This window comes from Cellulomonas sp. SG140, assembly GCF_025770785.1.
Classification (GTDB): Bacteria; Actinomycetota; Actinomycetes; order Actinomycetales; family Cellulomonadaceae; genus Cellulomonas.
Genome location: NZ_JANZLA010000007.1, coordinates 28,777 through 53,711, shown reverse-complemented (window position 1 = coordinate 53,711; position 24,935 = coordinate 28,777). Strand labels below are relative to the sequence as shown.

24 protein-coding genes and 1 riboswitch are annotated in these 24,935 nt (G+C 74.6%); of the genes, 13 read left to right on the top strand and 11 right to left on the bottom strand.

The window, feature by feature from the left end; genetic code table 11:
- The first annotated feature begins 4 nt into the window (after positions 1-4).
- The 3 genes from N0B34_RS13355 to N0B34_RS13345 all read left to right on the top strand — a co-directional run bounded on the left by N0B34_RS13355 (position 5) and on the right by N0B34_RS13345 (position 3,897).
- Positions 5-223, top strand: a complete 219-nt coding sequence (locus N0B34_RS13355) for a hypothetical protein (RefSeq protein ID WP_263731899.1) — start codon at positions 5-7, stop codon at positions 221-223.
- A gap of 32 nt (positions 224-255) precedes the next feature.
- Positions 256-1,176 carry a CPBP family intramembrane glutamic endopeptidase gene (locus tag N0B34_RS13350; RefSeq protein WP_263731898.1) on the top strand — a complete coding sequence of 307 codons (921 nt, stop codon included), beginning with the start codon at positions 256-258 and terminating at the stop codon, positions 1,174-1,176.
- Between the two features lie 156 nt (positions 1,177-1,332).
- Positions 1,333-3,897 carry a flippase-like domain-containing protein gene (locus N0B34_RS13345; RefSeq protein ID WP_263731897.1) on the top strand — a complete coding sequence of 855 codons (2,565 nt, stop codon included), beginning with the start codon at positions 1,333-1,335 and terminating at the stop codon, positions 3,895-3,897.
- Between the two features lie 298 nt (positions 3,898-4,195).
- A riboswitch (cyclic di-GMP riboswitch) is annotated at positions 4,196-4,270 on the bottom strand.
- Positions 4,271-4,545: 275 nt separating this feature from the next.
- Here N0B34_RS13345 and N0B34_RS13340 read toward each other — a convergent pair.
- Together N0B34_RS13340 and N0B34_RS13335 are read right to left on the bottom strand one after the other, a co-directional pair.
- Positions 4,546-4,716 carry a CsbD family protein gene (locus N0B34_RS13340; protein ID WP_263731896.1) on the bottom strand — a complete coding sequence of 57 codons (171 nt, stop codon included), beginning with the start codon at positions 4,714-4,716 and terminating at the stop codon, positions 4,546-4,548.
- Positions 4,717-4,769: 53 nt separating this feature from the next.
- On the bottom strand, positions 4,770-5,462 hold the full coding sequence (locus tag N0B34_RS13335; protein ID WP_263731895.1) for a 1-acyl-sn-glycerol-3-phosphate acyltransferase: 693 nt from the start codon (positions 5,460-5,462) through the stop codon (positions 4,770-4,772).
- Positions 5,463-5,625: 163 nt separating this feature from the next.
- Between N0B34_RS13335 and N0B34_RS13330 the strand changes: the two genes are divergently transcribed.
- The 3 genes from N0B34_RS13330 to N0B34_RS13320 all read left to right on the top strand — a co-directional run bounded on the left by N0B34_RS13330 (position 5,626) and on the right by N0B34_RS13320 (position 8,319).
- Entirely contained in the window at positions 5,626-6,318 is a 693-nt protein-coding gene (locus N0B34_RS13330) for a GNAT family N-acetyltransferase (protein ID WP_263731894.1), read from the top strand.
- Between the two features lie 150 nt (positions 6,319-6,468).
- Complete coding sequence (locus N0B34_RS13325) at positions 6,469-7,311, top strand: aldo/keto reductase (RefSeq protein WP_263731893.1); 843 nt, start codon at positions 6,469-6,471, stop codon at positions 7,309-7,311.
- 78 nt (positions 7,312-7,389) lie between these two features.
- Complete coding sequence (locus N0B34_RS13320) at positions 7,390-8,319, top strand: NAD(P)-dependent oxidoreductase (RefSeq protein WP_263731892.1); 930 nt, start codon at positions 7,390-7,392, stop codon at positions 8,317-8,319.
- 32 nt (positions 8,320-8,351) lie between these two features.
- Here the strand turns inward: N0B34_RS13320 and N0B34_RS13315 are convergent, their stop codons facing one another.
- Complete coding sequence (locus tag N0B34_RS13315; RefSeq protein ID WP_263731891.1) at positions 8,352-9,173, bottom strand: SDR family NAD(P)-dependent oxidoreductase; 822 nt, start codon at positions 9,171-9,173, stop codon at positions 8,352-8,354.
- A gap of 193 nt (positions 9,174-9,366) precedes the next feature.
- On the opposite strand from N0B34_RS13315, the gene N0B34_RS13310 reads away from it, so the two are divergent.
- Positions 9,367-10,218 (top strand): hypothetical protein, encoded by an 852-nt coding sequence (locus tag N0B34_RS13310; RefSeq protein ID WP_263731890.1) that lies wholly within the window; start codon positions 9,367-9,369, stop codon positions 10,216-10,218.
- Here N0B34_RS13310 and N0B34_RS13305 read toward each other — a convergent pair.
- The gene (locus N0B34_RS13305) at positions 10,215-10,709 is read right to left on the bottom strand and encodes an ATP-binding protein (protein WP_263731889.1); all 495 of its coding nucleotides are present in this window, start codon (positions 10,707-10,709) and stop codon (positions 10,215-10,217) included. The two genes, N0B34_RS13310 and N0B34_RS13305, sit on opposite strands and share 4 nt — an antisense overlap.
- A gap of 82 nt (positions 10,710-10,791) precedes the next feature.
- Positions 10,792-11,607 carry a putative protein N(5)-glutamine methyltransferase gene (locus N0B34_RS13300; RefSeq protein WP_263731888.1) on the bottom strand — a complete coding sequence of 272 codons (816 nt, stop codon included), beginning with the start codon at positions 11,605-11,607 and terminating at the stop codon, positions 10,792-10,794.
- A gap of 130 nt (positions 11,608-11,737) precedes the next feature.
- Between N0B34_RS13300 and N0B34_RS13295 the strand changes: the two genes are divergently transcribed.
- Positions 11,738-13,504, top strand: a complete 1,767-nt coding sequence (locus N0B34_RS13295; RefSeq protein ID WP_263731887.1) for a cation:proton antiporter — start codon at positions 11,738-11,740, stop codon at positions 13,502-13,504.
- On the opposite strand, the gene N0B34_RS13290 is transcribed toward N0B34_RS13295, so the two are convergent.
- From N0B34_RS13290 to N0B34_RS13280, 3 genes are all read right to left on the bottom strand, one after another.
- The gene (locus N0B34_RS13290) at positions 13,417-14,682 is read right to left on the bottom strand and encodes a hypothetical protein (protein ID WP_263731886.1); all 1,266 of its coding nucleotides are present in this window, start codon (positions 14,680-14,682) and stop codon (positions 13,417-13,419) included. The genes N0B34_RS13295 and N0B34_RS13290 overlap by 88 nt on opposite strands.
- 207 nt (positions 14,683-14,889) lie before the next feature.
- Positions 14,890-16,026, bottom strand: coding sequence for a 6-phosphofructokinase (locus tag N0B34_RS13285; RefSeq protein WP_263731885.1), 1,137 nt, complete (start codon positions 16,024-16,026; stop codon positions 14,890-14,892).
- Between the two features lie 106 nt (positions 16,027-16,132).
- Complete coding sequence (locus tag N0B34_RS13280; protein WP_263731884.1) at positions 16,133-17,548, bottom strand: MFS transporter; 1,416 nt, start codon at positions 17,546-17,548, stop codon at positions 16,133-16,135.
- An 88-nt stretch (positions 17,549-17,636) separates the two neighbouring features.
- Here N0B34_RS13280 and N0B34_RS13275 point away from each other — a divergent pair, with 88 nt between their 5' ends.
- The 4 genes from N0B34_RS13275 (at position 17,637) to N0B34_RS13260 (ending at position 20,252) form a co-directional block, all read left to right on the top strand.
- On the top strand, positions 17,637-18,086 hold the full coding sequence (locus N0B34_RS13275; RefSeq protein ID WP_263731883.1) for a MarR family winged helix-turn-helix transcriptional regulator: 450 nt from the start codon (positions 17,637-17,639) through the stop codon (positions 18,084-18,086).
- Between the two features lie 52 nt (positions 18,087-18,138).
- On the top strand, positions 18,139-18,762 hold the full coding sequence (locus N0B34_RS13270; protein ID WP_263731882.1) for a YbhB/YbcL family Raf kinase inhibitor-like protein: 624 nt from the start codon (positions 18,139-18,141) through the stop codon (positions 18,760-18,762).
- Between the two features lie 145 nt (positions 18,763-18,907).
- Positions 18,908-19,384 (top strand): GNAT family N-acetyltransferase, encoded by a 477-nt coding sequence (locus N0B34_RS13265; RefSeq protein ID WP_263732061.1) that lies wholly within the window; start codon positions 18,908-18,910, stop codon positions 19,382-19,384.
- Between the two features lie 73 nt (positions 19,385-19,457).
- Positions 19,458-20,252, top strand: coding sequence for a hypothetical protein (locus N0B34_RS13260; protein ID WP_263731881.1), 795 nt, complete (start codon positions 19,458-19,460; stop codon positions 20,250-20,252).
- A 10-nt stretch (positions 20,253-20,262) separates the two neighbouring features.
- Here the strand turns inward: N0B34_RS13260 and N0B34_RS13255 are convergent, their stop codons facing one another.
- From N0B34_RS13255 to N0B34_RS13245, 3 genes are all read right to left on the bottom strand, one after another.
- The gene (locus N0B34_RS13255) at positions 20,263-20,928 is read right to left on the bottom strand and encodes a Pr6Pr family membrane protein (RefSeq protein WP_263731880.1); all 666 of its coding nucleotides are present in this window, start codon (positions 20,926-20,928) and stop codon (positions 20,263-20,265) included.
- A 27-nt stretch (positions 20,929-20,955) separates the two neighbouring features.
- Positions 20,956-22,956, bottom strand: a complete 2,001-nt coding sequence (locus N0B34_RS13250; protein ID WP_263731879.1) for a penicillin-binding transpeptidase domain-containing protein — start codon at positions 22,954-22,956, stop codon at positions 20,956-20,958.
- A 207-nt stretch (positions 22,957-23,163) separates the two neighbouring features.
- Entirely contained in the window at positions 23,164-24,225 is a 1,062-nt protein-coding gene (locus N0B34_RS13245; protein ID WP_263731878.1) for a cytochrome c oxidase assembly protein, read from the bottom strand.
- 312 nt (positions 24,226-24,537) lie between these two features.
- Between N0B34_RS13245 and N0B34_RS13240 the strand changes: the two genes are divergently transcribed.
- Positions 24,538-24,894 (top strand): YciI family protein, encoded by a 357-nt coding sequence (locus tag N0B34_RS13240; protein ID WP_263731877.1) that lies wholly within the window; start codon positions 24,538-24,540, stop codon positions 24,892-24,894.
- Positions 24,895-24,935 lie beyond the last annotated feature (41 nt).

Sequence of the window (24,935 nt, the reverse complement as noted above, 5' to 3'; positions counted from 1 at the left end):
ACCGGTGAACGAGGGCGGCGAGCCGCGCGAGCGCAAGGCGGTGCTCCTGCGGCTGGACCCCGCGGTGCACGACGCGCTCGCGCGGTGGGCCGCCGACGACCTGCGCAGCGTCAACGCGCAGATCGAGCTGCTGCTGCGCGAGGCGCTGGCCCGGGCGGGACGCACCCCGCCCGGGCTCCGGCCGCCCCGCCGCCCCGGCCGACCCCCGTCCGAGCCCACCTGACCCGACCAGGTCCGGGTCGTACGCTTCGCGGCATGTCGGCCGACGAGGCAGCCCTGGACGCCACGGGCGCCGCTCTGACAGCAGCCGAGCGGGAGCCGGTGGACCGTGGCGGCTCCGGCTCCGCAGCGCGGACGGCACCGGCCGAACCGACGACGCCGGGCGAGCGACCCGTCGGAACCCCCCGACCCGGTCGGCGGGCGATCTCGCGACGGCTGACCACCGAGATCTGGATCGTCCTCGGCCTGTCGCTGGGCCGCTCGGGCGTGTACGCCGTCGTCAGCCTGGTCGCGAGCCTCACCGCCGGCCCGCCACTGGCGTCCCAGAGCACCGCGCTGAACCAGAGCCAGTCCCCGCGGCCGCTCCTGGACCTGACCTACCAGCTGCTCTCCATCGCGTTCGCCCTGGTCCCCGTCGCGCTGGCGCTGTACCTGCTGTCGGCCAACGGCCGCTCGGCGGTGCGCCGCCTCGGCCTGGACGCCCGGCGCCCGTGGCAGGACCTCGGCGTCGGCGTGGGGCTCGCGGCGGTGATCGGCATCCCCGGCCTGGGCCTGTACGCCGCCGGGCGCGCGCTCGGCATCACCGTGCAGGTGCAGGCCAGCGCGCTGAACGCGGCGTGGTGGACGGTCCCGGTGCTCGTCTTCTCCGCCGTGCAGAACGCGCTGCTCGAGGAGGTCGTGGCCGTCGGCTACCTCTCGGAACGGCTGCGCGAGCTGCGCTGGCGTGGCCCGCTCGTGGTGGCCGCGAGCGCCCTGCTGCGCGGCTCGTACCACCTGTACCAGGGCTGGGGACCGTTCATCGGCAACGCCGTGATGGGCGTCGTGTTCGCCGAGTACTACCGCCGACGCCGGCGGGTGATGCCCCTGGTGGTGGCCCACGCCGTGATGGACATGGTCGTGTTCATCGGGTACGCGCTGGTACCGGCGCACTGGCGCACCGCTCTCGGCCTGTCCTGAGCTCTCCGCGCACGCATCGTCCTGACCGCTCCGCGCACGCATCGTCCCGAGCGCCCCAGGACCGCTCCCGGCCTGTCCCGAGCGCCCGGCTGACGGCTCGCGGAACCCGCGCCGACCGACCGCGTCGGTGAGGGTCCCCTGCCTAGACTCGCCCGCATGACCGCCCAGTCCTCCGGGCCCGGCGCCCGTGCGGACGACACGGCGCAGGACGTGCCCGGCACCGACCCGCACGAGCAGCCGACCCTCCGGCTGCACACGGCGGTACCACCTCCGCCCGTCGAGGTGATCGACGTCCCGACGTCGCGCGTGCAGCACCCCAGCGACCTGCTGGGCGTGGTGCTCGGGGTGCTCGGCGTGGCGCTGGTGCTGGCGCTGGCGTCGTACGCGCACAACACCACCTCCGGTGTCGCGGAGGACGTCCAGGGCTTCGCCACCCTGCTGCGCCGCATCCTCTTCGTCCCGGTGAACGCCCTGGTGGGGCTGATCACGCTGGCGGTTCCGCTGCTGGTGCTCGGCGAGCAGGCGCTGCGCCGGCGCGGGCGGCTGCTGCTCGAGACGATGGCCGGCGGTGCTGCGGCGCTCGCGCTGAACGCCGGCGCGCACTGGCTGATCAGCGGTCTGACCGCCACCGACCTGGCCCAGAACCTGTCGATCCGCGTCGGTACCGGCTGGCAGCTGACGCTGCCGGCGTACGCCGCACTGGCGGCGGGGGTGCTGACCGTCGCCGGGTCCCGGGTCAGCGCCTCGGTGCGGTGGGGCTGGAACGCCCTGTGGGTGGCCGTCGGCATCACCCTGATCACCGCGCAGGTGTCCCTGCCGGGCGTCGCGGTGTCGGTGCTGCTGGGCCGGATCGTCGGGATGGCCGTCCGGTACGTGTCCGGCGTCGCCCCGCAGCGCGCGTACGGCGAGGACCTCGCGGTCGGCGTGCGCCGGGCCGGCTACACGCCGCGGCGGCTGGTGCGGGTGCCGGACCAGGAGACCGCCGCGGCACCGCACCGCGACCGGTACCCGCCGCTGCCCGATCCCGACCCGGCCTCCGCAGCACTGGCCCGCTCGTCCGGCACCCGCGTGTACCGCGTCGAGACGGCGTACGACGAGGTGCTCGACCTGGTGGTCCTCGACCGCGACCGACAGGTGGTCGGCTCGTTGGCCCGCCTGTGGCGCAGCCTGCGGCTGCGCGGTCTCGAGGGCCGGTCGGTGGTGTCCCTGCGCCAGGCCGCCGAGCGTGCCGCCCTGCTCTCCTACGCCGCCGAGGCCGCCGGCGTGGACACCCCCGGCCTGCTGCGGATCGGCGAGAACGCCGACTCGATGCTGCTGCTGCTGGACCACCCGCACGGCGGCGTCCCGCTGACCGACCTGCCGGACGCCCGGCTGACCGACGAGCTGCTGCGTGCGGTGTGGGCCCAGCTGCGCCGCGCCCACACGGCCGGCATCGCCCACCGCTCCGTGACCAGCGACAACATCGTCGTCGGCCCCGTCTCGCACGGTGTCCCGCGGGTGTGGCTCACCGGGTGGGAGCAGGGCGACGTGGCGTCCTCCGAGCTGGCCCGCCGCATGGACCTGATGCAGGTGCTCGCCCTGCTGGCGCTGCGGGTCGGTGCCGACCGGGCCGTGCGGTCGGCGGCCGACGCGCTGGACGCCGCCGACGTGGCCGCCATCGGTCCGCTGCTGCAGACCATCGCCCTGCCGCGGCAGACGCGCGAGGCGATGCGCCAGCACAAGGAGGTGCTGGCGGAGGTCCGGGAGGCGCTGGTCGCGCGGCTGCCGCAGGCCGACGTGGAGCCGCAGCAGCTGGTGCGGTTCGGCGCCCGGACGCTGCTGACGATCATCGTCACGGTGGTGGCGGTGTTCGTGGTGCTCACGACGATCAACGTGAACGAGATCGCGGCCGCCCTGCGCGCCAGCGACTGGCGGTACTCGGTGCTGGCCTATGCGCTGGGCCTGATGACGCTGCTCGGCGGGGCGCTGGCGCTGGTCGCGTTCAGCCCCGTCAAGGTCCCGCTGTGGCGAGCCACCCTGGTGCAGACGGCGGGCACGTTCGTCGCGCTGGCGGCCCCTGCCGGCATCGGGCCCGCGGCGCTCAACCTGCGCACGCTGACCAAGCGTGGCGTCGGGGCCACCCTCGCGGCGGCCACCGTCGCGCTGGTGCAGGTGACGCAGTTCGTCGTCACCGTGCTCCTGCTGCTGGTCCTGTCCCTGCTCTCCGGCACCCAGCAGCAGTCCGCCCTGCCCGTCTCTCCGGTGGTGCTGGTGGTCGTCGCCGCCGTCGCCGGCCTGGTGGCCGCCGCGCTGCTGGTGCCGCGCGTGCGGCAGTGGGCGCTGGCCAAGGCGATGCCGACGCTGCGGCAGACGTGGCCGCGGTTCATCCAGGTGATCGGCCAGCCGACCCGCCTGGGCCTGGGCCTGCTGGGCAGCACCGTGATGACCATGGGCTACGTGCTCGCGTTCGACGCGAGCCTCGCGGCGCTCGGCCAGAACGCCAGCCTGGTCAAGGTGGCGATCGTGTACCTCGCGGGCACGACGGCGGGCTCGCTGGTGCCGACCCCGGGGGGTGTCGGCACGGTGGAGGCCGCGCTGACGGCCAGCCTCGGCGCCGTCGTCGGGCTCAACCCCGGTGTCGCACTGTCCGTCGCGGTGCTGTTCCGGGTGCTGACGTACTGGTTGCGCATCCCGCTGGGCTGGGTGGCCATGCGGCGGCTGCAGAAGCTCGGCGAGCTCTAGTCGACTCGCGGCGTCAGACGCCTCACCGGACGGTGCTCACCGAGCCGGACGGCACCCAGCGACCCGACGACGTGCGGCAACGACGATGTCGCAGCGCGCCGACGGCGCACGGTGGTTCTCAGCGCGCGGTGGTCCTCAGGCGGCGAGGTCCTGGTGGGGGATCACTGTCCCCGCGCCGATCTTGGCCGCTACGCCAGCCCACGACTGCACACGCGCGATCGGTGTGGAGAGGGGCTGGAGGGGCGTGTTGACCGGTTCTGCTGCCGATCCTCGCTGGTCCATGTGACCGTCCTGCCTGTTCGGTAGCCCGGCTGACCTCGAGGGTCCCGTGGCTTTGCGTCCCCCCCTTGCGGAGGGTTTGCCCATTCGCTGACAGACCAGACAGTAGATGATGACAAGGACCGCCGGAAGGCCTTCAGACTCCTCAATTCGGGCACTTGGTGCTTTTTCACCCGCAGGACGTCAGTCCTGGTCGGAGAGTCAATCGGGCATGTAAGGACACTTCGGGCAGCATTGTGACGGCGAGTCGGCACAATCCGACCGCCCGCGACGGCCTTGTGACGGCGGCTGAGCGGAACGCGTTGCCGACCGACCCGGAACGCCACGACGCCCCGGCACCGACGTCGGTGCCGGGGCGCGCTGCGGGAATCAGGACAGCTTGTCCTTGAGGCGGTCGCCCTCCTGCTTGAGCTCGCCCACCGCCTCGTCCTTCTTGCCCTCGGCCTCGAGGCGGTCGTCCTCGGTCGCGCGACCGACGCCCTGCTCGACCTTGCCCTTGGCCTCCTGGGCCTGGTGACGGATCTTGTCGTCGAGTCCCATCGGCTGCTCCCCTCCTGCTCGCTGCCGTCGTCCGACGGCCGACCCGGTCGACGCTAGGTCGGGTTCGGCGCACCCGCATCCGGAGCAGCGGGCGGCCGGGGGGCGGCGGGGCCCGCGGTGCGAGGTGCGGGGTCCACGGTCGGGGCAGCGCCGCCCTCGTCGCGCAGCCGCGGCTCCGTGCGCCGCCGCGGCGCGAAGCCGGACTTGTCCGCGTAGAACCCGCGGATGCGGTCCATGTCCGCCGGCACGTCCCCGGTGAGCCGCAGGGTCGGGCCCAGGCCGGTGGTCATCGTGGTCCGGTCGACGTAGCCGAGGGTGACGGGCAGGTCCGCGGCGCGGGCGATCCGGTAGAACCCCGACTTCCAGCCGCTCCCGGAGCGCGTCCCCTCGGGGGTCACGACGAGGTAGAACCGCTCACCGGCCCGCAGCCGAGCCACCACCGCATCGACCAGGCCGGTGGGGTCCCGACGGTCCACCGGGATGCCGCCGAGCGCGCGCATCAGGGGACCCGCGGCGCCCCGGAACAGGGTGTGCTTGCCGAGCCAGCGCAGGGGCAGGCCGGCCTCCCAGGCGATCGCCAGCATCAGCACGAAGTCCCAGTTGGACGTGTGCGGGGCGCCGATCAGCACGCCGGTGCCGTCCACCGGCACCCGCTCCGTGACCAGCCGCCACCGGCTCACCAGCCAGAACGTCCGGGCGGCCACGCGGCGCACCCGGGTGCCCAGGGTCTGCCGCACGGGGGTCATCCGGCCTCCTGCTCGTCGTCGGCTCCGTCGCCGTGCGCACATCCCACCACGTCGGACCTGCGACGACGAACCGGGCGCCGCGGTCCACGCCCGTCACCCGAACGGCTCTCCGAGTCACAGCCCGGTGTTGCACCTGGACGAACGTCCGGGTGATCATGCGCCTATGGTCACGGAGGGCACCGAGCGCAAGGCGGCGCGGGTGCACACGGTCCGGACGACGCCGGACGTGCTGGTCCCGCTGACGGAGGCGGACCGGCGCGGCGCCGCGCAGGTGCTCGCTGCGGCGCTGGCGGACGACCCGGGCTACCGGCACCTGTTCCCCGACCCGAGACGCCGCGAGCTGGAGCTGCAGGCCCTCTACCGGATGACGCTGGACGACGCGATCAACCACGGCCGCGCCTACATCACCCGCATCGGGTCGGTGGTCACGGGCGCCATCGCCATCTACCCGCCGCACACCTATCCGATGAGCACCGCCCGCTGGCTGCGGCAGGGGCTGCGCATCGCCCGGATGGCGACCATCACGCGCGAGCACAGCCGGGGCATCGCCCGGTTCGGCACGTTGACCTCCAGCGGGGTGCCGACGGACGCCTGGTACGTCGAGGCGCTGGGCGTGCGGCCCGACCTGCAGCGCGCGGGGCGCGGCTACCGGCTGATCCAGCAGGCGTTCGCGCTGGCGGACGAGGCCGGGGAGCGGTCGTACCTGGAGACGACCAAGCCGGAGAACGTCGCGTACTACGCCGAGATGGGCTACGAGGAGACGGGCGCGCAGGTGTCGCTGGCCGGCGACGACGGCCCGTGGATCGTGCCGATGCTGCGGCCGGCGCGCGAGGCTGCGGCGGTCCGCGCGGCCTGACCGCCGACGGTCGGCGCCCGGCGTCTCCCCCTTCCCGCCGCCGTCGCCGTCCGACGTGCGGTCCACGCCCGCTGCCTGGCGGTCGCGCCCGATCAGCGGTCTGATGGACGCACCCGAAGCCCTGTCGTCGCCGCTCGTGAAGGAGCCACCGTGCCTGCCGTCGTGCCGAACCTGACCCTCAACAACGGGGTGGAGATCCCCCAGCTCGGCTTCGGGGTGTTCCAGGTGGAGCCGGCCCGGACGGCGGACGTGGTGCTCGACGCGTTCGACGCCGGCTACCGGCACATCGACACCGCGCAGATGTACAAGAACGAGGCCGGGGTCGGGGAGGCGCTCGCGCGGTCCGGCCTCGACCGCTCCGACGTCTTCATCACCAGCAAGCTGAACAACGGGTTCCACGAGCCGCAGGCGGCCCACGACGCGTTCGAGCGGACCCTTGAGGCGCTCGGCACGCCGTACGTCGACCTGTTCCTCATCCACTGGCCGCTGCCCAAGGTCGGGGACTTCGTCGACACCTGGCAGGCCCTCGAGGCGCTCTACGCCACGGGTCGGATCCGGGCGATCGGCGTCTCGAACTTCCACGAGCACCACCTGCGTCGGCTGGCCGAGACGTCCACGGTCACTCCGGCGGTGAACCAGATCGAGGTGCACCCGTACCTCTCCCAGAACCCGCTGCGCGCCTACGGCCGCGAGCACGGCATCGTCACCGAGGCCTGGTCACCCATCGCGCAGGGCAAGGTGCTCGGCGACCCCGAGCTGGTGCGGATCGGCGGCGCGCACGGCCGCACGCCCGCCCAGGTGGCGCTGCGCTGGCACCTGCAGCGCGGTGACGTGGTGTTCCCCAAGACGACGCACCGCGAGCGCATGGACGAGAACCTGGCGCTGTTCGACTTCGAGCTCGCCGAGGAGGAGATGGCGGCGATCGAGGCCCTGGACCGCGGCATGCGCACCGGACCGGACCCCGACGAGTTCAACTGGGTGCCCCAGGACTGAGCGCTCCCCCCGGCGGCTGACCGGTTCACCGACTCCGTCGGCGCGCGCGCACGGCGTGTCGGTGCGACCGTGTGTGCCATGAGTGGAGACCTGCGGGTGACCGTGCTGGGCACCGGCACGATGGGGTACGGGTTCGCCGTCTCGCTGCTGCGGGCGGGGATCTCGACGACGGTCTGGAACCGCAGCCGCGAGAAGGCCGAGCCGTTGGGCGAGCTCGGGGCGAAGGTGGCCGACTCCCCGGCCGACGCGGTGCGCGAGGCCGACGTGGTGCTGACCATGCTGTTCGACGCCGACGCGGCCGCGGCCGTGATGGGCGACGCGATCGAGGCGATGCCCGCCGGCGCGGTGTGGGTGCAGTCGAGCACCGTCGGCAGCGAGGGGACGGCCCGGCTGGCGGAGCTGGCCGAGCAGCACGGCGTGGCGTTCGTGGACGCGCCGGTGCTGGGCACCCGCAAGCCGGCGCTGGCCGGCAAGCTCGTGGTGCTCGCGTCCGGTCCCGAGGAGCTGCGTCCCCGCGTGCAGCCGGTGCTCGACGCCATCGGCAACCGGACCGTCTGGGTGGCCGACCGGCCCGGGCCGGCGTCCCAGCTCAAGCTGGTGACCAACGCCTGGATCGCCACGCTGACCGCCGGGGTGGCGCAGTCCGTCGCGCTCGCGCAGGTGTGGGGCCTGGACCCCCAGCTGTTCCTCGACGCGATCGACGGCGGCCAGCCGGACAGCCCGTACGCTCACGTCAAGGGCGCCGCGATGCTGTCCGGCGACTACGAGCCGCAGTTCGAGCTGGCCGGTCTGCGCAAGGACCTCGAGCTGGTGGCGGCGGAGGCCCGGCGGGCCGGTGCGCCGACCGCGCTCGTCGAGACCCTCGAGCACGCCTACGCCGCCGCGGTGGACGAGCACGGCACGCCGCGGGACATCGCCGCCGTGGTGGAGGCGTTCCGCGTGCGGCCGGGCGGGGCCGGCGGGACCGAGGGCGACGCGCCGACGCGCGGCCGGCACGCCCAGCCGTAGGTCGTCGTCCGCCGCCACGAGAGCGGTACCGGCTACTCCTCCACCATGGCGGCGCTGGCCTCCCAGAGGCCGCGGGCCAGGTCGCGGTCGGCCGCCAGCGGGTTGGTGCGGGCGATCCGGCGCTTGACCCAGTACTGGCCGGACACCCAGTCCTCGCCGGCGGTGCCCTCGGCGAGCCAGACGAGCGTGTCGGCGCCGCGCTCCGGCCCGATCATCGCCCGTCGGCCCAGCGGCGACCGGTAGACCCGCCCCCACAGGTGGTCGGCGTCCGTCGCGAAGCTCGTCGCCACCCCGCCCGGGTGGAAGGTCGCGGTGGAGATGCCTCGGCGGTGGTAGCGCCGGTGCAGCTCACGGGTGAACAGGATGTTCTCCAGCTTGCTGGCGCCGTACGCGCGCTGTGCCGAGTACCCGTGCCGGGCGTCCAGGTCGTCCAGGTCCACCCGGGCGCGGCGGGCCGCGACGCTGGACGTGGTGATCACGCTGGCGACCGACTCGACCAGCGTGTCGATCAGCAGCGTCGTCAGCAGGAAGGGCGCGAGGTGGTTCACCTGGAACGTGCGCTCGTGACCGTCCGGCGTGACGTAGCGGCGGTCGTTGAACCCGCCGGCGTTGTTGGCCAGCACGTCGATGCGCCGGTGGCCGGCGGCGAGCGCCGCCGCGAGCGCGCGGACGTCGTCCAGCCGCGTGAAGTCGGCGACGTGGTGCTCCGCGTCCAGCTCCTCGGCGACCGACCGGGTGCGGTCCGGGTCGCGGCCGACCACCACCACCTCGTGTCCGGCCGCGGCCAGCTCCCGGGCGGCGGCCGCGCCGATCCCGTCGCTCGCACCGGTGATGACGATCGTCTTGCGCGCCACGTCTGCTCCCCTCTGCGCCGGTCCCCTGCGTCCCGGCCCGCTCCGGGCTCTCATCCTCCTGCCTGTTGCCGCGTCGGGGCGCGGCTCCGACGGTCCGATGTGCGGCGGGAGCCCGGGGTCGGGCGGCTGGGTGCGACGCAGCAGGCCGGGGCGACCGCGGCGCGCCGGGCGGGCCGCCGGTAGCGTCCGTCGGGTGGAGTGGGCGGCGCTCGGCAGGGCCGCCTGGGCGTGCGCCGCTCGGGCGCAGCGGCCGGGCGGCGGTACGACGGCGGCGTCCTCGCCGCTGCCGCCGGTGGACCGCGAGGCGGTGCTGCTCGCAGCGGCGGCCGCGGGTCACGACGGGCCGACGTTGCACCGGCTCGCCCAGCGGCTGCGCACGACGCCGCCCGGGGAGCTGTCCGCCCTGCTCGACCCCCTGTCCCGGCAGCTGCGGCAGCGCAGCGGCACGACGTGCGGCTCCGCCTGCCTGGTGACCGCCCGCGCGCTGGCCGACCCCGTCTACGCGCTGTGGCTGCTCGAGGGTTTCGACGCCCGGACCGGTCGGCACGCCGGCGTGGACCTGGCCGATCGGTTCGCGGCGGCCGAGCGGGCGGTGCACGCGCGCACCACGGCGCCGGTGCTGCCCGGGGGTCGGTGGCAGGTGCCGTGGCCACGAGCGCTGGGCACACCGCCGTGGGCGGTGGCGACGGAGCTGACGCGGCTCTGGGGCCGGGTGCCGGCCGACGGGCGCACCGGTCCCGCGGCGCGGTTCCGGACCCGGCTGGTGGACCCGGACGACGTGGGCTCGCGGCGCGCCGCCGCGGAGGCGGTCGCCGCCGCCTTGGCCGGTGGACGGGTGGCGGCGCTGTTCGTCGGTGACGGTGCGGCCCCTCGGCACGTCACCCTTGCCGTCGGTGCGGTGGGGCCGGTGCTGGCGGTGTACGAGCCCGGGTCGGGCGACGTGGTGCGCGTGCCGAGCGCCGAGCTGGTGGGCGGCCGCGCCGTGCTCGGGGGGTGGGACCGGCTGTGGGCGGTGGTCGTCCCCCGCTCGTTGCTCCCCGGCTAGACCTCGTCGGCCAGGAACGTCGCCCACACGTGCTTGCTGGTGCCGTCCGTGTACCAGCCGACCTGCAGCGCCAGGCGGCGCGCCAGGTACAGCCCGAACCCGCCCTCGCCGTGCTGCCGCGCCGCGGCGAGCACCGGCTGCCGGTCGACCGCGCGGTCCTCGACGTCCAGCAGGTAGGTGGTGCCGTCGGCGAGCAGGGAGACCTGGGTGGGCGGGATGCCGTAGCGCAGGGCGTTGGTGGCCAGCTCGGACGCGACCAGCACGACGCGCTCCGGGACCCCGCCGGTGAGGATCTCGCCGACGTGGCCGGTGACCGCCTCGTGGATCTCGGCGCGCAGCGCGCGGAGCTCGGCGGTGGTGTCGAGCACCCAGGTGCGCACCAGCCTGAACGTCGCCGGGGGTGTCGAACGGGCCAGCGGCTGGTCGACGTCGATGTCGGGGATGCCGGCGGCCTGGAGCGCTGCCTGCATCTCGCTCGACACCTCGCTCACCATCGCCTCCCCGTGCGGCGTCAGATACGCACCCGAACCTGTCGCGGACCCGGACGACGGTAACCCGCGAGCGGGCGCTGGGCTACTGGTCCCGGCGTCTGCGGTCGCGGTGCCCCGCCACCGCGGTGCCGTCCACCCGCTCGCTGCGCACCACCCGCGCGGTGAGGCCGGCGGCGCGGAACGCGGCGGCGGTGACGGGGGCCTGGCGGCGGCTGGTCTCCACGACGAGCACCCCGTCCGGTGCGAGCCACCGCGGCGCGGCGGCGACCACGCGCCGCTGCACGTCCACCCCGTCCGGTCCGCCGTCCAGCGCCCGCAGCGGCTCGTGGTCGCGGGCCTCCGTCGGCATGAAGGCGACCTCGGAGGTCGGCACGTAGGGAGCGTTGGCGACCAGCACGTCGACGCGGCCGCGCAGCGTGGCGGGCAGCGGTGCGTCCAGGTCGCCGAGCCAGGCGGTGCCGCCCAGCGGGTCCAGGTTGCGACGGGCACAGGCGACGGCGGCCGGGTCGACGTCCGCGGCGTGCAGCTCGACGCCCGGGACGCGGTGGCCGACGGCTGCGGCGACCGCCGCGGCACCGCAGCACAGCTCGACGACCACAGGCTGACGGTCCCCGTCGTGCGCGCGCAGCGCGGCCACCGCCTGCCGCACCAGGAGCTCGGAGCGCCGACGCGGCACGAACACCCCCGGCCCGACGGCGACCCGCAGCCCGTCGAACAGCGCCCAGCCCAGCACGTGCTCCAACGGCTCGCCGGCCACCCGGCGGTCCACCCAGCTGCCCAGCTGGTCCCGCGGCGCCTCCGCCAGCAGCAGCCGGGCCTCGTCCTCCGCGAACACGCAGCCCGCGGCGCGCAGCCGCCGCACGACGTCGTCGTCGACCGCCCGTCCCGTGCTGCTCATCCCGCCGTGTATAGCAGCCGCACCCCGGCCGGATCGCCGCGCGCAGGGCAGACTCGGAACGCGTCGGCGCCGCATCCTCGCGCGGCCCCGGGCTCGCGTCCCGCTCTCGCCCGACGAGGAGGCTCGCCGCATGGAACCGGTCGGCTGGGTGGTGCTCGGCGTCCTGGTGGTGGTCGCCGTGACGGAGCTGGCCCCACGGGTGCACGTGTCCGCACCGCTGCTCCTGGTGCTGGTCGGGGTGGTGGTCAGCTTCCTGCCGGCCGTGCCGGCCATCTCGGTGGACCCCCGGTGGGTGCTCGGCATCGTGCTTCCGCCGCTGCTGTACTCCGCGGCGGTCGCGATGCCGACGATGGACTTCCGCCGTGACCTGACGACCATCTCCGAGCTGTCCGTCGGGCTGGTGCTGCTGTCCACCGCGGTGGTCGGCGTCGTGCTGACCCACCTGGTCCCGGGCATCGGGCTGGCCACCGGGCTGGCCGTCGGCGCCGTGATCAGCCCCACCGACGCGGTGGCCACCACCATCGTCCGGCGCGCCCGCGTCTCGCCCCGGCTGGTCACCGTGCTCGAGGGCGAGAGCATGCTCAACGACGCCACGGCGCTGGTGCTGCTGCGGTCGGCGATCGCCGCGACGGCCGCCACCGTGACGCTGTGGAGCGTGACCGGCCGGTTCCTGTGGGCGGTGGTCAGCGCCGTCGGCATCGGCTGGCTGGTGGGGCGCGTCAACCTGTCGGTGCGGGCCCAGATCGGCCACCCGACGGTCAACGTGGCCATCTCTCTGGTGGTGCCGTTCGTCGCCTACCTGCCGACCGAGCACCTGGGCGGCTCCGGACTGGTGGCTGCCGTCACCGCCGGCCTGGTCACCGGCCACGACGCCCCCAAGCGGCTCCGGGCGCAGGACCGGCTGAACGAGCAGGCCGTGTGGCGGACGCTCGAGCTGCTGATCGAGAGCGCCGTGTTCCTGGTGATGGGGCTGCAGCTGTTCGGCCTGGTGCGGGACGTGCGGGGCGAGCACGGGTCGCTGGTGCGGGCGCTGGTGGTCGGCGTGGTGGCCGGCTCGCTGGTGCTCGTCGTGCGGTCGCTGTTCGTCGTGCCCTCACTGTGGCTGCAGCGCCGCCGGGTGCGGCGCGGCGTGCAGGTGCGGGACAAGCTGTCGGAGGCCGAGGGGGCACTCGCCGCGCGGCGGGCGGCCGAGCGCATTCAGCCCCGCCCGCCCGGGATGGACACCGAGCAGCTCGAGCAGGTGCGGGCGGCGCGGCGGACCCGGCTGACCCGTCTGCGGCGGCTGATCTCCGACATCGACTACCTCGCGGCGGAGTCGTTCGGGTGGCGCGAGGGGGTGCTGCTCGTGTGGGCCGGCATGCGCGGGGCCGTCACCGTCGCCGCGGTGCAGTCGCTGCCGGCGTCCACGCCGTCGCGGTCCACGCTGGTGCTGATCGGCTTCGTCGTCGCCGGCGGCACCCTGCTGCTGCAGGGCGGGACGCTGCCGTGGCTGGTGCGCGTGCTGCGCCTGAGCCGGGACCCGGACGCCGACCTCGCCGCCGAGCGGATGGCGCTGCACGTCGAGCTGGTCGCGGCGGTGCGGGCGCGGCTGGACAAGCCGGACCTGCGCCGTCCGGACGGCAGCCCCTACCCGGAGGACATGCTGGACCGCGCCCGGCAGCGCGAGGCCGCGACGGTGGCCGACCCGGACCTGCCGGAGGAGGAGGCTCGTGAGGCCTCGGAGCAGACGCGGGCGCAGTTCCGCGACCTGCGGCTGGAGATCCTGCAGGCCCGACGGGCGCGCCTGCTGCGGCTGCGCGACGAGGGCGCCTACTCCTCCCAGTCCCTGGACCAGGCGCTGCGCGTGCTCGACGCCGAGCAGATCGGGGTGGAGATGCGCGGCGGCTCCGCCGGCTGAGGACGACGACGGGCGACGGCGATCAGTCGACGGGTCCGCACCACGGCGACCAGCCGCCGAACCACCTCCACCGGGTCCGGGCCGAGCGCCACGACCAGCACCGCCAGGGTGACCACCGCGCGCAGCACGCCGAGCTGCGGATCCGTCGGCGTCAGCGCCCCCAGGTGCCGCAGCACGTAGGTGCCGGCCACCACGACCGTGCTCAGCCACGGCCAGCGGGTGCGCCGCACGCCGAGGTCCACCAGCACGGTGGCCAGCACCAGACCGGCCCCGTAGTACGGGTACGTCGCCGGGTCGAGCAGCATCCGCACGCTCAGCACCACGGCCGGCACCGCCAGCCACCGGCCGCGGCGCACGGCGACCACGGCCAGCGCCGCGCCGAGCAGCACCTGGACGGGTCGGTCCCACATCGGCGTGCCCGGCGCGGTGATGCCGAGCGCGCGCAGCGAGGACGAGGCGTCGTTGGGGATGGCGAACCGACCGGCGTGCACCGTGCCGGGATCGGCCAGCAGGAACGGCAGCCACGCGACGGCCAGGCCGGCGGCCCAGGTGCCGAGCGCGCGGGCCCACCGGTCCCGCGGAAGCGCCAGCAGCAGGGGGACGAACGCGACCGCCCACGGCTTGGCGTCCGCCGACGCCGCCAGCAGCAGCGCCGCCACCACGGGCCGCCGACTGGTGACGGCCAGCATCGCCGCGACCAGCAGCGCGAGGGCCAGCGCGTCGTCCAGGTGCACGTAGTGGACGCCGAGCTCGGCCCACACCGGCAGCAGCACCACGGCCGCGAGCGCCCGCTGCCGGGGGCTGACCGGCGCGTCCACCAGCCGGGGCAGCACCAGCAGCAGCGCCGGCCCGGCCGCCGCGATCAGCAGGGCCACCACCGCGCCGGTCAGCACCTCCGGCAGCGCACGGAACGGCGAGACCAGCAGGAACGTCAGCGGACCCATCTGCAGCTCGGGGTGCGCCGCGTACAGGTGCAGGCCGCCGTCCCGCGCGGACGACCGCAGCAGGCTGGCGCCGGTGACGACGTAGTGCCACGAGACGAGCGCGGTACCCGCGTGCACCAACGCCCACAGGCCCATCCACGCCCAGAGGAACCACGGCGCGTCGAGCCACGCGAGCACCGCCGGGGTGCGCCGCTGCACGGCACGGACGGGTGCGAACGTCTCGACGATGGTCACGGTGGCGGGGCCTCACGTGCTCGGGAGCACCTCAGGACCGAGGCGCGGGCACGCCGTCTCGCCCCGGGGCCGGAAACTGCACCGGCCCCCACCGGAGGCCCCACCTGGAGACAGCGCCGCCGACCACCGTACGACGGCAGATGTGCAGGTCCTGCGGATGTTGCCGGGACAAGTGCGCCAGGTCCGAGGGGAGTGCCGTGACCGGCGTCAGTCCCCGAGGCCGGTCCCCACCTGCCGCGCGGCCGCGATCCAGGCGTGGTCCGTCGGCACCAGCTTCACCTTGCCGGCCACCTCCGCGAGCGGCACCGCCTCGGTCCCCTCGCCGCGCGCGGCGACCATCACGCCGAACTCGCCCGTCGCCACCAGGTCGGCCGCCGCCGCGCCCAGCCGGGTGGCCAGCAGCCGGTCGGCCGCGCACGGAGTGCCGCCGCGCTGCACGTAGCCGAGGATCGTCACGCGCGACTCCAGGCCGGTGGCGGCCTCCAGCTCGCGCGCCAGCCGGAACGTGTGCTCGCGCTGGGCGTCCTCGACGTGCAGCAGGTGCGACTGGGCGGCGCGCTGCGCCTCACCCGTCTTCGCGGACTTCGCCAGGAGCAGCGCCGCCTGGTAGTCCGCGGTGTCGTCGACGTCCCGCGCACCCTCCGCCACGGCGACCACGGAGAAGTTGCTGCCCCGGGCGGTGCGGGTCTTGATCGTCTCGGCGATCGACTCGACCGTGTACGGGATCTCGGGGATCAGGATCACGTCGGCGCCGCCCGCCAGCCCGGCACCGAGGGTCAGCCAGCCGGCGCGGTGCCCCATGATCTCCGTGAGGATGATCCGGTGGTGGCTGTGGGCCGTCGAGTGCACCCGGTCCAGGGCGTCGGTGGCGATCTCCATCGCGGTGGCGAACCCGAACGAGGTGTCGGTGCAGGCGATGTCGTTGTCGATGGTCTTCGGCAGGTGCAGCACGTTGAGCCCCGCGTCGACCAGGCGCATCGCGTTCTTCGCCGTGCCGCCGCCTCCCAGCATGATCAGCGCGTCCAGGCCGAGCGCCGCGTAGTTCTCCACGACGGTGGGCACCATGTCCCGCGTCTCGCCGTCCACCACCATGCGGTGCACCTTGTCCCGGCTGGTGCCCAGGATGGTGCCGCCGACGGTGAGGATGCCGGACAGCGCATGGCTGTCGAGGTCCATCCAGTGGTTCTCCACCAGCCCGGTGATGCCGTCACGGAACCCGATCAGCTCCATGCCGTAGTGGCCGATGGCGGTCTTGCCGAACCCGCGGATCGCCGCGTTGAGGCCGGGGCTGTCGCCACCGGCGGTGAGGATGCCGACCCGCTTGGGCTTGCTGCTGCGTGCCATCGTCGTCGTCCCTCGTCCGCACCCGCTCGCGGCGGGCCGCCCATCGGGTCCGTGCGGGCCCGGTACGGCAAGTCTGTCGGGGTCGGCGGACCGGGACAACCGCCGGTCAGGCGGTCGGCCGGCGCACCGCGACCCGGCCGGGGATCGCCCGGTCCAGTCCCGTGAGCAGGAGCGATGCGGTGCCGATGCCCACCACCGCCCAGCCGAGCAGGTGGAAGCCGTGGTCGGACACCCGGGGGCCGAAGGTCAGCCCGATCAGGCTGGAGCTGAAGATCGCGCCGATGTACGCGAACGTGCGGAGCAGGCCCGATGCGGTGGCGATGTCGGAGTCGGCCGTCTGGACGTACAGCGCGGTCTGGTTCGACACGTTGCTGAAGCCGGTGGACAGGCCGAACAGCACCGACATGCCGACGAGCGCCGGCAGCGGCGAGCGTCCGTGGATCACGAGCATCACCACGCCGCTCGCGACGAGCATCGCCGCCCCGGCCACCAGCGGGGTGCGGACCCAGCCTCGGGTGGAGACGAGGCGGGCGGCGCCGATGCTGGCCAGCGAGAGCGGCAGCATGATCAGCCCCACCTGCGCCGGGGAGTACCCGCCGGCGGCCTCGAGCCACTGGCTGGCGCCGTACAGCGCCGTGTACATGCCGAGCCCGGCCAGCAGCGCCCGGCCGTAGGTCCGCTGCAGCGGCCGGTCGCGGCCGAGCAGCACCACGTCGAGCAGCGGGGTGGCGGTGCGGCGCTCGCGGACGACGAGCAGCACGCCGAGCACGACGGCGACGGCGAGCAGCCACCACCGCGGCCGGGACAGGGCGCCGAGGAAGACGAGCAGCGCCACCACCGTGCCGGCGAACAGCGCGATGCCCGGCAGGTCGAGTGCCGCCACGGTCGCCGCCGCACCGCGTCGCGGCAGCTGCTCGTCCCGCTCCACCGCGACCGCCGCGAACGTGATCACCAGCGCCGCGAGCGGCACGTTGACCCAGAACAGCGCCCGCCACCCGAACGAGCCGGCCAGCACGCCGCCCAGCGGCAGGCCGATCACCACGGTGATCTGCGCCGCGATGGAGAAGCTGCCGAGCACCCGGCTCGGTACCCCGGCACCCGTCCGCTGGGCCCGGCGGCGGACCAGCGCCATCGCCGTCGGGTAGCACGCCGACGTGCCCACGCCGATCAGTGCGCGGGACAGGAGCAGCACCTCCAGGTTCGGGGCCAGGCCGCCGACGGCGCCGCCGATCAGCAGCACCGCGACCCCGGACAGGAACACCCGCCGGGGACCGAACAGGGTGGACAGCTTGCCCATGGTCGGCTGCATGACGGCGCTGCAGAGGTAGAGCACGGAGACCAGCGATGCCGCGGCAGCGGGGCCGGTGCGGAAGTCGCCGGCAATCGCGACGAGGCCGACGGCGATCATCGAGCTGTTGATCGGGTTCAGCGTCGAGCCCAGCAGCAGCGGCAGGCTGAACCGCCAGCCGAACGGGTTCGGCGGCCGCTCCACCGCGGTGGTCGGCTCGTCCGTCCTGGTCATCGCACCTCCGAGGAGCTTCGCGCGTGGCACTGCCGCGAGCGCCGGTGTTTCGTAGTACTCAGCATCTGTTTCGGTATACTAAGCGACCGTGCAACACCGAGCGACTGAGGCCTCCACCCCGGCGATCCCCGAGCTCAGCGCGCGCGTGCGCGCCGCGGTCGCGCACCTGTACAGCCGCTTCCGCTCCGAGCGGGCGCACGGCGAGGTGGGCGACGCGGCGATCTTCGCGCTGACGCAGCTGCTCAAGGCCGGTCCCCTCTCGCTGTCCGAGCTCAGCGAGCGGGCGCACGTCACGCCCGGGTCGATGAGCCAGACGGTCAACCGGCTCACGGCGGGCGGTCTCGCGGTCCGGGGCCGCGATCCGCAGGACGGGCGACGCGTCCTGTTCTCCCTGACCGCCGAGGGTGACCGGCTGGCCAGCGAGGTCCGGGCCCAACGGGTCGGCTGGCTGAACGCCCGCCTCGCCGAGCTGACCGACGACGAGCGCGCGGTGCTCGCCCGCGCCGCCGAGGTGCTGGAACGCATCGCCGACTCCTGAGGGCTCCACCCGACAGCCGCCCACCGCCCCCCTTTGACCCACCGGAGGACCCATGCCCAACCGAGACTCGTGGATCTGGCCGCTCGGCATCGCGCTGCGCCACCGCCGACCCGACCCCGAGAGCCGCCTGCGTCACCACCCAGCGCTGTCCACCACGGCCACGATCGAGCTGACCAGCACGGCGTTCGCCCACGGGGGCCTGATCGGCCGCCGCCACTCGGGGCCGGGCCGCGGGCCGAACGTCTCGCCCGAGCTGCACTGGGGGCCGGTCCCGGCGGGCACCGCCGAGCTGCTGCTCGTGCTGGAGGACGTCGACGTTCCCGCAGCAGAGCCCGGCTACCACCTCGCCGTCCTGCTGCCGCCGGATCTGACGGGCATCCCGGAGGGGGAGCTGACCGCCGACCACCCCGGCCTGCGCTGGATCCCCATGCGGAAAGGCCGCACCGGGTACTACGGACCGCGCCCCATCCCCGGGCACGGCGACCATCGGTACGGGTTCCACCTGGTGGCCCTCGACAGCCCCGTGCCCGACGAGGTGATCAGCGCAGCGGTGACCGAGGCCGGGCGGGCGGCCGCCGCCGGGCGTCTGCGGGCGACGGCGGTCCCCCCGCTGCTGCCGCACCTGGACGGGCACGTGCTGGCGCGCGGCTTCCTCGAGGGCCGGCAGCGCGGCTGATCCCGTCCGTGGCCGGGCCGTCGGCGGGCTCCCCGGTTGCGGCCTGCCCCCGGGAGCCGGTCAGGATGGTCGGGTGGACCGCACCCCGCACGACGACCTCGCCCCGACGACGAGCCCGACGACCGCCCGCCCCGCGGCCGGTGCCGTGACGGTGTCGGTGGACGACCCGCTGCGTCCCGACGTCGTCGCCCTGCTGCAGGACCACCTGGACGACATGCACGCCACCTCACCGGCCGAGTCGGTGCACGCCCTCGACCCCTCGGCGCTGACGGCGCCGGCGCTGACGTTCTGGACCGCCCGCACGTCGGACGGGACGCTGCTCGGCACCGTCGCCCTCAAGGAGCTGCACCCGACCGGCGGGGAGCTGAAGTCGATGCGGACCGCCCCCGCGGCCCGCGGCCGCGGCATCGGCACCGTGCTGCTCGGCACCGCCCTGGCGGAGGCGGCAGCCCGCGGCTACCGGACCGTGCACCTCGAGACGGGCACGCACGACTTCTTCGCCCCGGCCCATCGCCTGTACGCGCGAGCCGGGTTCGTCCCGTGCGGACCGTTCGGCGACTACCGCCCCGATCCGCACAGCGCGTTCTTCCTCTTGGATCTGGCGACCGCCGCTGCCGGATGAAATCAGGCCCTACGACGGGGCCTGCTCAGCCGAACGCGTCCCCCTGCGGCGGTCACCGTCCTACCGTGACGCCGTGACGTGGCCGTACGAGCCCCAGCCCCCTGACCAGCAGCCCTACGGCGAGCCGGCCCCGCCGCCGTTCACGCCGCCGAACTCTCAGCCGTACGCGCCGCCGAGCGCACAGCCCTACGGCCAGCCGGCGCAGCAGCCGTACGGCTCGCCGTACCAGCCGCCGGCCCAGCCCTACCAGCCGCCGGAGCAGCCGGGCTACCCGCCGTACGGTTCGTCGTACCAGCAGCCGTACCCGCAGGGCTACCCGCAGCCGTACCGGCCGTACCTGTCCCCGCCGCCCCGCCGCTCCTCGCGCGCGCTGCCGTGGCTCATCGGGCTCGGCGTGCTCGTCTTCATCGTCGTCATGGGCGCCATCGCGCTGCCCGTGGTCCGGCAGCAGCACGCCGCCTGCGGTTCGGAGCGTGCGCCGTTCGGTGCCTCCGCCGCCGCCACGGCGTACGTCCGCGCGGTCAACGCGTCCTACCCCGACTGGTCCGCGATGAGCGACACGATCAGGGCCCAGGACATGAAGGTCCGGCCCGACCAGATGGTGATGCAGCTTCAGGGTGACGAGAAGTTCCTCGCGGCCCTCAAGACGATCCCGTTCTCCGCGTCCCAGCGGCCGGCCGCTGACGGGCTGATCACGGCGATCGAGCAGTACGACGCCTTCGTCCAGACGGCGTCGCAGAACCCCGGCTACCTGTCGGCGAACCAGGAGCAGGACCGGACTCTGAACGACGCGCGGGCCCTCGCCAGCTCACGGCTGCGCAACGCCCTGCGGCTGCCTCTCTCGAGCTGCACCTACAACCGCCCGTAACCGCCGCGGGTCAGGGCCGGACCGGGGCCACCTCAGTCGGTGCGGGCAACCTGCGGTCGAGGGCCACGGCGCCGAAGGCCAGCCCGACGAACAGCACGGCCACCGCCAGACACACCAGCAGCACCGAGCCCGGCCCGTGCTTCGACACGTCCAGGAACGGGTACGGGTACCAGTGCACGACGGGCCCGAGCGCCAACGTCGCCACCAACCAGAGCACCGGCCACGCCAGTGCCGGTGCCACGTCCCGGCGCTCGGCGCGACCGCGGGGCCCGAGCACCAGCCAGCCGACCAGGGCGAGCACGGGCACGACGGCGTGCAGCAGCAGGTCCGCCCACCAGTCCACCCCGGTCAGGTGCAGGATCGGCCGTAGCAGCAGCAGGTGCACCACACCCGTGACGGTGATGCCGACCACCGCGGCGAGCCGGGCCACCGCCCACCACCGGCTGTCCACTCCACGCCCGATCGCCGGCGCCAGCGCCGTGACCGCCACCAGCACGTTGGACTGGATGGTGAAGTAGGAGAAGAACCGTCGCACCGCCTCGCCCGTGCTCGGTCGCAGCTCCAGGGCGAGCGGCGAGTGGCCCTGGACCACCAGCACCAGCTGGAAGACGACGGCGAACGTCGCGACGGCGAACGTGATCGCGTGGACGGCGCGAGCGCCGGGCCGGCTCTCCATGCCGGAACTGTAAGGTCGGGCAGCCGGTCAGCCCGCCGCGAGCAGCAGCTGGTGCACCAGCGGCCCCGCTGTCGTCGCCCCGAGGTCGCCCGTCTCGACGAAGGCGGCGACGGCGAGGTCCCCGTGGATCGCGATCATCCACGCGTGGTTCGCCAGCCCCTGCGGACCCTGGAACTGCGCGGTGCCGGTCTTGGCGTCCACCTCCGGCGCCGGGATGTCACGGAGGATCGTCGCCGTGCCGTCGGTGACCACACCGCGCATCAGCGTGCGCAACGTGGTCGCCTCGTCTTGGGTCAGGGGCTTGGCGGGGGTCGTGGGTTCGGTGGCCGACGAGGACGGGCTGGGCGCCGCTGCGCCCGTGGCGCCCGACGACGACGCCGAGGCCGCGGGGCTCGTCCCACCGGACGCTGCACCCGTGCCGCCCGCCGTCGCCGTCCCCGCCGAGGCCTTGACCAGCACCGGCGTCACCGTGTGGCCGGCCGCGACAGACGCCGCGACCGTCGCCATGCCGAGCGGAGAGGCGATCACCCGGCCCTGACCGATCATCGACGCCGCGTGGTCCGTCCCGGTCGAGTCCGTCGGCACGGAGGCGAGGAACGCCGGGAAGCCGAGGGACGGCGCGGGGTCCAGGCCGAGCGAGCGTGCCGCCGCGAGCAGGGCGTTCGCGTCGACGGTCCCGGCCTGTCCGACGAAGGCGGTGTTGCACGAGTGCGCGAAGGCGGTGCGCAGCGGGATGTCGCCGAGGGCCGACGCGGGGTAGTCCGAGACGTTGTTGAAGGTGTACCCGTCGACCACGGCCTTGCCGGGGCACGGCACGGTGCTGTCCGGGGTCAGGCCAGCCCGCAGCAGCGCCAGCGCGCCGGCCACCTTGAACGTCGACCCCGGTGCGTACTGGCCGACGGTCGCGGTCGAGGTGCCGTCGCCGTTCGGTCCGCTGGCCGCCGCGAGGATCTCGCCGGTCGACGGGCGGATGACGACGAGCGCGGCGTTCCCCTGCACCGGCGCGAGGATCTGCTCCGCCGTCGTCTGCAGCCGCACGTCGAGCGTGGTCTGCAGCGGGACCCCGGCCACCGCGTCGGTGTGGAACAGCTGTCGCTTCACCGAACCGGCCGTGGCCAGCACGGTCAGTCCCGGCCTGCCGCGCAGCTGCTCGTCGTACTGCCGCTCGAGGCCCGAGAGGCCCGCGAGGTCGCCGGCGACGATCGCACCGTGCGAGCCGTCCACGATCTCCTTGGTCGCCTGACCGACCTGCCCCAGGATCGGCCGCGCGAACAGGCGGGTCGGCGCCAGCGGCAGGGAGTCGTTCACGGTGTTGACGCCCGCGAGCTTGCGCAGCGCGCCGACGTCGTACGTCGGGTCCCCCTGGCGCACGGTGATCGCCTCGACGAACGCCTTGGGGCCGGCCGCCGCCACCTGCGCCGCGTACGCCGCCGGGTCCATGCCGAGGGCCGTGGCCAGCGCCCGGGCGGCGGCGTCCTGGCCCGACGGGTCCACGTGGGTCTTGTCGATGCCGACCCGCCACACCGGCCGTGGCGTGATGATCGGGTCGCCGTTGCCGGCGAGCACCGTGCCGCGCTGGGCCGCCACCCGCTGCTCGGTGAGCACCTCGCCGTCGGCGAGGTCGGGCGCGAGCAGGGAGGTGCGCCAGTGCGCCTTCCACGCCTGCGTCCCGCCGGCCTCGACCAGGTCCAGCTGCGTCGTCACGTCGTACGTCCACGGCTTCGCGGTGCCCAGGTCCCACTCCCAGTGCAGCCCCGCCGTCGCCTTGGTGCTCTCCTTCGGGTCGACGGTCACGGAGGCGACCGACACGGTGGGGGTGGCGCCGTCGAGGCCGGCGAACGCGGCGGTCCGTGCCGCGGTCAGCGCGGCGGCGTCCGGCGCGCCTGCCGCGAGCGCGACGTGCGAGAAGTCGCCGGACGTCAGCGCGGCGGCGAGCGCGTCGGCCTCCGCCTTCGGGGTCGGGCGGTGCGGCGAGCACCCGGCGAGCCCGACGATGCCGAGCCCGACGACGGCCAGCACGGCCGCCACCGTCGTCCTCGTCCGACGACCCGACCGCGCGTCACGAACCCGTCCAACCGTGCGACCTGACGCCGCCATCACCATCGCCCCCTCGCGGTCCCCCTGACCCGCGACGAGCCTGCCACGTCACTGACCGGTCACGGCCCGGAACGAGCGACCGAACCCCGCTGACGGCAGCCGCACGGTGCCGGCATGTCGGCGTCGTCCCGCCCGGTGTCAGGACGGACCCTGAGCACCGCCCTGCCCCTCGCGGGTCGTCCAGCCGTACCGTCTGGCGCGCTCCTCGCCGAAGACACCGGCATCGGTCTCCCACCAGGGCCGGTCGAGCGTCGGGGCCGTCGCGCCGACCGGAGGGTCACCCTCGCCGGCCGGGACGGCGGTGGTGGGTGCGCCGGTGGCGGCCGAGGCCGGCTCGGCCGACACCAGGTCGAGGGCGCGGTCGATGCGGTCCGCCTCGCGGGCGTCGGCCCGGATCCAGGCGATCATCGCGATCACCAGGAACGGCAGGTCGGCAGCCTCACCGAAGAACCACAGCATGCCGCCGGCCTGGTGCTGGTCGTCCAACGGCGCCGGGCCCCAGCCGCGGTGCAGCACGGACCAGTACTCGGGGGCCAGCAGGCTGCCGTGCAGCCGGAGCGCGATGCCCGGGATGGCGTCGAGCAGGAACTCGAGGAAGCCCAGGCCGATCAGCGCCGCGTAGCCGAGGGAGCTGAGCGTCATCCCCTCGTCCGTCACGGGGAGCGCCAGCACCAGGCCCGCGGCCAGCAGCAGCAGGTGGACGGAGTGGAAGACGGGCGGGTGCCGCAGTGCGGCACCCAGCAGCGGCGTGAAGAACACCAGCACCGTGACCAGGATCAGCAGCAGCGGCCCGACGCCCGGCGCACCGAGGACGCGCAGCAGCAGCGGCCGCCGCGACGCCGGCGCCTCGTCGTCGTCGACCACCGCACCCCGCCCACGCACGGCCGCGACCAGCGCGACCGGGGCGCCGACGCCGAGCAGCAGGGGCGCGACCAGCAGCAGCAGGCAGACCTGCAGCGTGAACACCCAGAACAGCACGTGCGCGTACACGCCCACGAACCAGCAGGTCGAGGCGATCACCAGCACCAGGCCCGCCAGGAAGGCGGTGGAGCGCAACGGCGACCACACCGTCCCCGCACGTCGGACGGCCCGGACACCGACGAGGTACCCGGCGCCGGCCAGCACGACCAGGACGAGCGCCGGCACGTCGACCTGCCACGAGCCGAGCGCCGACGCGGTGGTCAGCGGGCCGGGGTTCACGGGACCGCGGCGGCGACGGGCACCCTCGCACCGGCAGATTCCGGCGCGGTGAGCCGCCCGACGGGTGCGTTCAGCCGACCGACCGGCACGCCGGGCACGGCCGCCGTCCGACCGTGACGTCCCACGGGACCCTCCACGTGCCCCAGGGTGCGGTGCCGTTCACCCACGGTCAACTCGAGCAGGAGCCTCGCAGTCCGCCGTTCGTAGACTCGGTTCACGCTCCGGGCGGGACCTCGCTCCGGTGCCGTCGATACGGCGCCATGGCCCATCTCCGCCGCAGCTTCCGTGAACTCGTGCGGCCGAGGAGGACCCATGCAGTTCGACACGTTCGTGGTTGCCCGGCTCCTCGCGGGTCCGAACCCACCGCTCCTAACCGAGGAGGGCGAGAACGAGCTGCAGGACGCCCACCTGGCACACATCGCCGACCTGTGGGCGTCCGGGGACCTGATCGCCGCGGGCCCGGCGTCCGGCCCGGACGGGCTGCACGGCGTGAGCATCTTCGTGTGCTCGCTCGACCGGGCACGCGAGCTCGGCGATCGTGACCCCGCTGTCGTCGCCGGCAAGTACGTCCACGAGTACGCGGTCTGGCGCGCACCGCGCAGCATGATCGTCCCGGGATCCGGCATCCCGCCCCGTTCCATCGCCGAGGTGATCGCCCGCGCGGACTGAGCGCGCGCGGGCTGACGCGCCCGACGGTTGTGACCCCACCG